Origin of the sequence: Roseateles sp. (genome assembly GCF_046300915.1) — a bacterium.
Classification (GTDB): Bacteria; Pseudomonadota; Gammaproteobacteria; order Burkholderiales; family Burkholderiaceae_C; genus Kinneretia.
On sequence record NZ_JBKCLH010000136.1, the window covers coordinates 1 to 8,717 of the forward strand.

Annotated in this window: 8 protein-coding genes; 3 read left to right on the plus strand and 5 right to left on the minus strand. The window is 67.7% G+C overall.

Annotated elements, in window-relative coordinates; all coding sequences use genetic code 11:
* Positions 1-483 (minus strand): methionyl-tRNA formyltransferase (locus ACK5F2_RS10190; protein WP_409864463.1); only part of this gene is annotated, 483 nt, incomplete at its 3' end.
* 10 nt (positions 484-493) lie between these two features.
* Positions 494-1,024 carry a peptide deformylase gene (gene def / locus ACK5F2_RS10195; protein WP_409864464.1) on the minus strand — a complete coding sequence of 177 codons (531 nt, stop codon included), beginning with the start codon at positions 1,022-1,024 and terminating at the stop codon, positions 494-496.
* A gap of 251 nt (positions 1,025-1,275) precedes the next feature.
* On the opposite strand from def, the gene ACK5F2_RS10200 reads away from it, so the two are divergent.
* The 3 genes from ACK5F2_RS10200 to ACK5F2_RS10210 all read left to right on the plus strand — a co-directional run bounded on the left by ACK5F2_RS10200 (position 1,276) and on the right by ACK5F2_RS10210 (position 4,140).
* Positions 1,276-2,439, plus strand: coding sequence for a LysM peptidoglycan-binding domain-containing protein (locus ACK5F2_RS10200; protein WP_409864465.1), 1,164 nt, complete (start codon positions 1,276-1,278; stop codon positions 2,437-2,439).
* Between the two features lie 16 nt (positions 2,440-2,455).
* Positions 2,456-3,589 (plus strand): DNA-processing protein DprA, encoded by a 1,134-nt coding sequence (gene dprA, locus ACK5F2_RS10205; RefSeq protein WP_409864466.1) that lies wholly within the window; start codon positions 2,456-2,458, stop codon positions 3,587-3,589.
* 98 nt (positions 3,590-3,687) lie between these two features.
* A complete protein-coding gene (locus ACK5F2_RS10210; protein ID WP_133605013.1) occupies positions 3,688-4,140 on the plus strand; it encodes a DUF494 family protein in 453 nt (150 codons plus the stop codon).
* A 36-nt stretch (positions 4,141-4,176) separates the two neighbouring features.
* Here the strand turns inward: ACK5F2_RS10210 and ACK5F2_RS10215 are convergent, their stop codons facing one another.
* The 3 genes from ACK5F2_RS10215 to secD all read right to left on the minus strand — a co-directional run.
* On the minus strand, positions 4,177-6,471 hold the full coding sequence (locus tag ACK5F2_RS10215; protein WP_409864467.1) for a DUF1631 family protein: 2,295 nt from the start codon (positions 6,469-6,471) through the stop codon (positions 4,177-4,179).
* A gap of 38 nt (positions 6,472-6,509) precedes the next feature.
* The gene (gene secF, locus ACK5F2_RS10220) at positions 6,510-7,544 is read right to left on the minus strand and encodes a protein translocase subunit SecF (protein WP_409864468.1); all 1,035 of its coding nucleotides are present in this window, start codon (positions 7,542-7,544) and stop codon (positions 6,510-6,512) included.
* Between the two features lie 17 nt (positions 7,545-7,561).
* The coding region (gene secD / locus ACK5F2_RS10225; RefSeq protein WP_409864469.1) for a protein translocase subunit SecD at positions 7,562-8,717 on the minus strand (1,156 nt) is incomplete at its 5' end.

Consider the following 8,717-nt stretch of genomic DNA (forward strand, 5'->3'; position numbering starts at 1 on the left):
CGCGCGCTCGTGCCGCAGCATGTGGCCGGTGCCCAGGCCCGAATCCATCGGCATGTGGGTGAGGCGGGTCTCGGAAACACCCGCCTCGATGGCGCGGTGGATGGGCGCGGCGCCGCGCCAGCGCGGCAGCAGGGAGGCGTGGATGTTCAGGCAGCCCAGACGCGGCAGGTCCAGCACCCATTGCGGCAGGATCAGGCCGTAGGCGGCCACCACCATCACATCGGGGCGGGCGTCGAGCAGGGCCCGGCGGCCGGCCTCGGCCTCCTCGGGGAACTTGCCATCGAGTCGCAGGCTGCGCGGCTGGACCACAGCCATGCCCTGCTCCAGCGCGAACTGCTTGACCGGCGAGGCCTGCAGCTTCATGCCACGGCCGGCGGGCCGGTCGGGCTGGGTCAGCACCAGGGGGATGTCAAAACCCGCGGCCTGCAGGCGCTCCAGCGCCACCCGAGCGAACTCGGGCGTACCGGCAAAGACGACGCGCATCGCGGCGGCCTCAGCGGCGGCGGGCCTGAGCGGCCTGCTGCTCTTCGCGGCCCTTCTTGACCAGCTTGGTCTTGATGCGCTCGCGCTTGAGCGGGCTCAGGTACTCCACGAAGACCTTGCCCATCAGATGGTCCATCTCATGCTGCACGCAGACAGCCAGCAGGCCCTCGGCGTCGAACTCGTAGGGCTGACCCTCGCGGTCGAGCGCGCGCACCTTGACCTTGGTGTGGCGGGGCACCTTGTCGTAGATGGTCGGCACGGAGAGGCAGCCCTCCTCACCCTCGGTCATCTGGGTGCTGGCCTCGACGATCTCGGGGTTGATCAGCACGCGGGGCTCGTTGCGGCCTTCCGAGGTGTCCATCACCAGCACGCGCTCGTGCACATCCACCTGGGTGGCGGCCAAGCCAACGCCCTCGGCGGCGTACATGGTTTCCAGCATGTCGTCGGCGAGTTGCTGGATGCGCGCATCGACCGCCGCCACCGGCTTGGCCACGGTGTGCAGACGGGCATCGGGATAACGCAGGATATTCAGGATCGCCATGGACAGGATCTTCAGGGTTGGACCGGCGCTGTGGATTGCACACAACGCCGCGTTTGTAAGCGCTTGCAAGAGGCCCATCGGGTGGGGCGCATTCATTGCGACCACCTGTGAATCTGGGCAGAATCCCCTCAAGCCAGGGCGGATTTTCGCCGATCTTGGAATGAGCCTCCAGGATGAGGCTCTATCACCCCTTTTCAATGAGACAGCGCCAGCCCGGAAGCCGCGGGCCTCGCGGCGCGGGAGCGAGCTTGATGACCCAGAGGCGGCACTACAGCCAGTTCATGCCCCTGCTGCCCCTGGCGGCGGCCCTGCTGACAACGCCCGCCCTGGCGGCCAACTACCCCATCACCAACGCCCAACGCCAGACCGCCGAGCAGGTCGCCCAGGCCGGCGTACCCTTGTCGGAGCTCGCGCCCAATGCGCCCGACGCCCACACCGTCAAACCCGGTGACACGCTGTGGGACATCTCCAAGCTCTTTCTCACCAGCCCCTGGCGCTGGCCCGAGCTCTGGGGCATGAACCGCGAGCAGATCAACAACCCCCATCTGATCTACCCGGGACAGGTGCTGATGCTGGTCAAGCGCGACGGACGGGCCCAGCTCCAGCTCGCCCAGGCCCGTGGCGGCAGCACGCCCGATGGCACGGTCAAGCTGAGCCCGCAGATCCGGTCCAGCCCGCAGGATGCCAACCCCATCACGGCCATCCCTCAGCATCTGATCGAGCCCTTCCTGAACGAAGCCATCGTTTTCGACAGCGATGAGCTGGCGACGGCGCCGCGCATCGTGGCGGCTCAGGAGGGTCGTGTCATGCTGTCCAAGGGCGACACGGCCTATGCCCGCGGCGAGCTGAGTCAGGCCAAGGACTACCGGGTTTTCCGCAGCGCACGCCCCCTGCGCGACCCCAGCACCCGCGAGATCCTGGGCTACGAGGCGCCCTACCTGGGCACGGCCGAGCTCACGCGCGCCGGCGAGAACCGCGAGCAGGCCGGCGGCAAGACCGAAATCGTCCCGGCCACCCTGCGCATCATGTCCAACAAGCAGGAAATCGGCGTGGGTGATCGACTCTCGCCGGTGCCACAGCGCAACTTCTCGCGCTATGTCCCGCATGCGCCGGCCCAGCCCATCTCCGGCCAGATCGTTTCCGTCTATGGCGATGCCCTGAGTGCGGGCCAGAACCAGATCGTGGCCTTGAATCGGGGCACTCGCGACGGGCTGGAACGCGGCCATGTGCTGGCTCTGTGGCGCGACGGACGGCGAGTGACCGATCGCACCGCGGAAAAGCGCGAGGAGATCAAGCTGCCGGACGAGCGGCACGGCGTGCTCTTCGTGTTCCAGACCTATTCGCGCGTGTCCTACGCCCTGATCATCTCCGTCCAGGAACCCGTGGGCGCGGGCGACCGCTTCACCCAGCCCTGAACCAGGCGGCGCCATCATGGAGCGCCGCGAACTTGCCGCTTGGCTGCGCTTGCAGCTCACGCCGGGCCTCGGATCTGCCGCTCAGCGCCGCCTGCTGGCCGCGCTGGGCACGCCCGAGCAGATCCTGGCCGCCTCGCCTGCGGCCTATCGCAGCGTGTTGACGCCGGCCGTGGCCGCCGCTCTGGCGCAGGAGCCGCAGGGTCTGGCGGAACTGCTGGACCGCAGCTGGAACTGGTTGCAGGCCGCGCCCCGCCGCCAGCTGCTCAGTCTGGGTGATGCCCGCTATCCCGCCTCGCTACTCCAAACGGCCGACCCACCTCCCCTGCTCTACGCTGAGGGCCAGCTGGATTGGCTGCATGTGCCGGCGCTGGCCATTGTTGGCAGCCGGCGCCCCACCGCCCAGGGGCGGGATACGGCGCGCGAACTGGCTCACGACCTGGCCGAGGCTGGCCTGTGCATCGTCTCCGGCCTGGCACTGGGCATAGACGGCGCCGCGCATGAGGGAGCACTTCAAGGCGGTGGCGGCACCATCGCCGTGCTGGGCACCGGGCTGGATCGGCTTTATCCCCCCACGCACCGCTCCCTCGGCCTGCGTATCGCCGAGCAGGGTCTGCTGCTCAGCGAGTACCCCCCGGGCACGCCGCCGCTGCCCGCCCATTTCCCGCGACGCAACCGCATCATTGCCGGCCTGAGCCAGGGCTGCCTGGTGGTCGAAGCGGCCCTGCAGTCGGGATCCCTGATCACGGCCCGCCTGGCGGCCGAGGCGGGCCGAGAGGTCTTTGCCGTGCCGGGGTCCATCCATGCCGCGCAGAGCCGTGGCTGCCACGCCCTGCTGCGAGAGGGCGCCAAACTGGTGGAAACCGCCCTGGATGTGCTGGAAGAGCTGCATCCGAGCCGGCCGCGCCCGCCTCGCGGCCCGGCACCTCGTGCCACAGCCGTCGTCGACCTCGCCAGCCCCGCCCCCCAACTCCCGCCGACCCTGGAGGCGGTGCTGGCGGCCATGGGCCATGACCCGGTCAGCCTGGATGCCCTGCAGGCTCGCGGGGGCTGGCCCACCGGTGAGCTGAATGCCCTGTTGTTGGAGCTGGAGCTGGCCGGTGCGGTCGCCCGACTGCCAGGCTCCCTGTTTCAGCGCCGCGCCCAGGGCTGAAGCCGGGACGATCCGCCGCTCGGCGACGGCCAAACTGCGCTGTTTTCGCGCGGCTGTTGGGGTCCCGGGGCTTTTGGGGGGTGGGTTATAGTGCTCGCATGTTCGACGTGCTGGTCTATCTCTACGAAACCTATTGGCGCCCGGACGCCTGCCCGGACCACGCCCAGCTGACCCGCAAGCTGTCTGCCGTCGGCTTCGAACGCGATGAAATTCAGGAGGCTCTGTCCTGGCTGGACGGGCTGGCCGCGACGGCCGGCAGCCATCAGGGCGAGCAGGGCCGGCTCAGCCTGCGCGTCTACTCCAAGGACGAGCTGGAACACCTGGGCGAGGCCTCGGTGGGCTTCATCAGCTTTCTGGAGTCGGCCGGCGTGCTGCCGCCGCCCATGCGCGAGATCGTGGTCGATCGTGCCATGGCCATTCCCGGCGCCCCCCTGGATCTGGAGGATCTGAAGATCATCGTGCTGATGGTCTTCTGGAGCCTGGGCGAGGAGCCCGACGCTCTGATCCTGGACGAGCTCTTCGTCGCACCGGAAGAGCGCTTGATCCACTGAGAATGAGCTGGCGGCTGTTGCCGCCCGCCCGACCCGCTAGTTCAGCAAGCGGCTGGGGTCCGCATCCAGCTTGGCCAGGGCATTGCGCGTGGCCTTGACGGTCAGGGCTTCGTCCTGAGCCGGCAGCAGCAGGCCGGCCTGCAGGAAGGCCGCCAAACGGCTGAGCTGGAAGAGCACGCCGCGCCCCTGAGGCGAGACAAAGAGCGTGAGCTGGTGGCGCATACCGCGCCAGGCCAGTTGCACGGCCTCGTTGCGCCCCCGATAGTCCAGCATGTACCAGCTGCCCACTTGCAGCTCCCGGGCCCAGGCCAGCATGGCCGGCGTGGGGGTGGAGCCCCCCTCGGCCACCACCTCCAGATCCTCGCTTTCATGGCCCGAGAGGTCGCGCACCAGAGACTCGTTGATCTCCAAGCCTCCCTCGGGCAGCAGGGCCTCCAGGGCCTGGAGCTGATCCATCAGCTCCTCCAGGCGCTCGCGCGGGATGGTGGCGGCCTTGGCCGTGAAGGCCGCCGCCAGGGAGTTGTTGAGGGCGCGAATCTGCTCGTCCTGCTTGCTGGCAGCCAAGCCGGCCTGGCCCATGCCATCACGCAGGGTCTTGAGCAGGGGCGGCAGCCGGCGGATCACCTCGGCCCGCTCCTCACGCGAGACCTTGGCGCTGGCGGACCAGATGAGGTCGGCCGCCGCGCGCTTCATGGCCTTGGTCTCCTCGGAGTGCGCGGCGGTGCGCACGGCCGTGACCGCCAGCACATCGGCCCACACCTGGAACAGGAATTCGCGCACCCCGTCCTGCACCGGCACCTCATTGAGCATCTTGCGCAGCTCGATGGTGTACTGGATGGCCAAGGTCTCGCGCTGCTCCACCTGCTGGGCCAGGGACACGCCCTTCATGGAGGCCTGGTTCTCGTTCTCGAAGTAGTGGTCCAGAAACTTCTCGAATTCGGTGAGCACGGTCTGGAACACACGCCGGCCGGTGTCGGGATAGGCCTCGACCACCTGCACGATGCGCTTGATCTCCCGCTCCAGGGCCTCGCCCACGCCGCTGCCGGACTGGGTGTTGAAGCCCATGACGCAGGCGCCCATGCGGTCGATCAGGGCACGGGCCGGATGGTCGGCCGCGGCAAAGAAATCGGGCTCGCTGACCGCCACCCGCAGCACCGGCATCTGCAGGCGGGCAAACCAGACCCGCACCGAGGCCGGAATGCGCTCCTCCTGCAGGATGCTCTGAAACAGCAGGGCCACGATCTCGATGGTGGCGCGCTCGGCCGGCGTGCCGGCCGCTTGCTTGAGCACCTGCTTGAACGCCTGGCTGCGCGCGTTCAGCTCCTCCAGCTGCTGGGCGGCAGGCAGCTCGATATCGGGCACGGCGGTCACCTGGCTGCGCCGCTGCAAGGCCTCCTGCGCATGGTGCATGGCCGCCGCCAGACGCGAGGGACGTGCCTGTTCCAGACTGGGCGGCTGCGACATCAGCACCGTGGGCGCGTGGGAGGTGGGCGTGGCGGCGGCAAAGCCTGGCACCTGGCGGCTGACCACGCGCTGCAGCAAGGCCATGACTTCGCCGGCGGCTGCACTGGCCTGGCTGCGCTGTATCTCGGTCGGCGCCACCTGGCGCGCCATGAAGGGGGTCTCGCCGGCCGCATCCGAGGGCCCGCGCCCTGCGGCGCCGCCCCCCGACTCCGCCGTGCGCCGGATAAAGGGGCGCAGATCGACCTCGGGCATCACCCCCTGGTCGATCAGCCAGTGATTGGTCTCGTGATAGGCGCCACCGAGGAGCTGGGCCAACTCAAGATGCAAGGGCGTCTTGAGCAACTGCCACTCGGAGGAGCCAAGGCCGCTGCGATACCAGGCATCCAAGGCCACACTGGCCACCACATGGGCACGCAGCAGATCATCGGTCCCCAGCTCGTCGCGCCCTTCGAGTTGCTGGATGCGGGTGCGCAGATCGGTGAACTCCCAGGACGCCTTGTCCATCATGGCCAGGGCCAGGCGCGAGGCGATGATCTCGCGCTCGATGGTGTCGTCGTCCACCAGGGACAGCGCCGCTGTCAGGCTGCTGGGGCCTTGTGCGGCGGCGCGGGCGTCACTGACACCGCCGGGCGAGGCGGCCTGCCGCAGCCCGGCGGCGAAACCGAGCTGCCAGCCCGGCCCATGCTGGTTCCAGGCCGCCACGCCATCACGCCGCGCCTGGGCAACGTTGTACTCGGCAGGCAGCAGCAGTAGTTGCTGGGCAGCCTCGCCCAGGACGCTGCCGACCTGCACGATCCCGCGCACCAGGGCATCCAGATAGACACGCCGCGCTTGGGAAGCCAGGGCTTGTTGGCGGGTGGCGGTCATGTAGGCGAATAGCGGCGCATCAGGGTTTGCGAATGACTCTACACCACCGCTCCGGCGTTGGGATCGTCAGGATCCTCCTTGTTGACCGGACCCTTGATCAGATCCTCGCGCTTGACGCCCAGCCACATGGCGATCGCCGCGGCCACGAACACCGAGGAGTAGATGCCGAAGCAGATGCCGATGGTCAGGGCCATCGCAAAGTGGTGCAAGGTCGGGCCGCCAAAGATCAGCATGGACAGCACCACCAGCTGGGTCGAGCCGTGCGTGATGATGGTGCGGCTCATGGTGGAGGTGATGGCGTGGTCGATCACCTGCGCGGTGTCCAGCTTGCGGTATTTGCGGAAGGCCTCGCGCACCCGGTCGAAAATCACCACCGACTCGTTCACCGAATAGCCCAGCACCGCCAGCACCGCCGCCAGCACCGCCAGCGAGAACTCCCACTGGAAGAAGGCGAAGAAGCCCAGGATGATGACGATGTCGTGCAGGTTGGCAATGATGCCGGCCACGCCGAACTTCCACTCGAAGCGCATGGCCAGGTAGATCACGATGCCCAGCACCGTGAAGCCCAGGGCCTTGGCCGCGTCCCAGGCCAGCTCGGCACCGACGGCCGGGCCCACCACCTCGGAGCGCGAGAGCTTGATCGGCTCGACCTGGCTGGCATTGGTGCAGACGGGCTTGCTGATGGCCTCGCCCTTGTCGCTGATCTGCTGGCGCACGCTCACGGTGCCGTCCTCGGCCTTGCAGAGCTCGGTGAAGACCTTGTCCACCACCTCGGTCTGCTTCTCGCCTTCACGCACCGGCAGGCGGATCATCACATCGCGCGAGCTGCCGAAGTTCTGAACCTGGATCTCGCCATAGCCCATCTTTTCGATGGTCTTGCGAACCTTCTCGGTATCGGCCGCCTGGTGCGTCTCGACCTCAAGCAAGGTACCACCGGTGAACTCGATGGAGAAGTGCAGGCCGCGGGTGACCAGGAAGAACACCGCGACGGCAAAGGTGATGAAGGAAATCGCGTTGAACAGCAACGCGTGCTTCATGAACGGGAAATCCCGTTTGATGCGGAACAGTTCCATGTCTGTGTATCCCTTGCTCAGACCTTGGGGGCCTCAGGCGCCTCGGGCGCCGGCTTCCACACCTGACCGATGGCCAGGGACTTGAGCTTCTTCTTGCGGCCGTACCACAGGTTCACCAAGGCACGGGAGAACACCACCGAGGACAGCAGCGAGGTCAGGATGCCCAGGCAGTGCACCACGGCAAAGCCCTTGATGGGGCCCGAACCGAAGGCCAGCAGCGCCACGCCCGCAATCAGGGTGGTGACGTTGGAATCCAGAATGGTGGCGAAAGCCCGCTCATAGCCGGCGTGGATGGCCGCCTGCGGACTGGCGCCGTTGCGCAGCTCCTCTCGGATGCGCTCGTTGATCAGCACATTGGAGTCGATGGCCATGCCCAGGGCCAGGGCCATGGCGGCAATGCCGGGCAGGCTCATGGTGGCCTGCAGCATGGACAGCAGGGCCATCAGCAACAGCAGGTTGAAGCCCAGGGCCAGGGAGGAGAACAGGCCGAAGAGTGCGTAATACACACACATGAACACGGCAACCGCCACAAAGCCCCAGGTCACGCTGTTGATGCCCTTGGCAATGTTCTCGGCACCCAGGCTGGGGCCGATGGTGCGCTCCTCGATGATCTCCATGGGCGCAGCCAGGGAGCCGGCGCGCAGCAGCAGGGCCGTGTCATTGGCCTCCTGCGTGCTCATGGCGCCGGTGATCTGGAAGCGGTTGCCCAGCTCGGAATTGATGCGCGGCGCCGTGACGACCTCACCCTTGCCCTTTTCGAACAGGATGATGGCCATGCGCTTGCCGATGTTCTCGCGCGAGACCTCCTTCATGATGCGGGCGCCCTTGGCGTCCACGGTCAGATTGACCGAAGGATTCTGGTTCTCGTCGAAGCCGGCCTGGGCGTCGTTCAGGTTGTCACCGGTCAGCACCACCTGGCGCTTGACGATGATGGGGCCGAAGCCGCGGTCCATGTAGCGCTCGGTACCGAAGGGCACGGGGCCGGAGCCGCTGAGCGCCGCCTGGGCCTCGGCGCTGTCGTCCACCATGCGCAGCTCCAGCGTGGCGGTGCGGCCGATGATGTCCTTGGCCTTGGCCGTGTCCTGCACGCCGGGCAGTTGCACGACCACGCGGTCCACGCCCTGCTTCTGGATCACCGGCTCGGCCACGCCCAGCTCGTTGACCCGGTTGTGC